Origin of the sequence: Pseudoroseomonas cervicalis ATCC 49957 (assembly GCF_000164635.1) — a bacterium.
Lineage (GTDB): Bacteria > Pseudomonadota > Alphaproteobacteria > Acetobacterales > Acetobacteraceae > Pseudoroseomonas > Pseudoroseomonas cervicalis.
Genome location: NZ_GG771187.1, coordinates 1 through 676, shown reverse-complemented (window position 1 = coordinate 676; position 676 = coordinate 1). Strand labels below are relative to the sequence as shown.

General features: G+C 79.0%; 1 pseudogene. It reads left to right on the top strand.

Features of this window, described 5'->3' with window-relative positions:
• A pseudogene (locus HMPREF0731_RS22490) lies at positions 1–551 on the top strand (hypothetical protein); the annotation flags it as partial.
• Positions 552–676: the final 125 nt, after the last annotated feature.

Sequence of the window (676 nt, the reverse complement as noted above, 5' to 3'; positions counted from 1 at the left end):
CCCCGCCGCTGGCCTATGCGCGGCTGGCGCCGCTCTACCCGACGCGCGAGGCCTGCGAGGCCGAGTGGCAGGGCTGCGAGCGGCCGGCCAATCCGCTGCCCAACCGCTTCGACAGCCGCCAGGCCTGCCTGCTGGTCTGGACCGATTGCCGCAGCGCCGTGCTGCCGCTGGCGGCGGAGCCGGCCGGCCCAGAGGGCGCGGGCGGCGAAGGCAGGGGCGGCGGGGGCAGCGGCTATCATGGCGGTGGTGGCCATGCGCTGTGGTGGTATCGCTACAACGGCCTGTGGCGCGGCGGCGCGCTGGCGCGGGCCGGCGGCTACGCGCCGCGTTACCAGGGCTGGTCCTGGACCGCCGACCGGCGCCCGGTGCCCAGCTATCGCCCCGCCAGCGGCACCGGCCCGTTGCAGGGCTGGGACAGTGGAACGGGCCGCCCGGCTCCGGCCGGCCGGCTGGTGGCGCGCGGCGGCGACGGGGTGACGGCGCGCAGCGCCGTGGGCATCAGCCGCGCCGGCTTCGGCTCCACCGGCCGCGCCTATTCGGCGGGGGGCTGAACATGACGCCAAGCTCCGTCATCCGCCGCCGCGGCGTCCGCCGCGCCGTCGCCGGCGAGGCGCCCGAGGCCGCGCTGGAGACGCCGCAGCGCCGCCTGCTGCTCGGCCTGCTGGGGGCGGCGCTC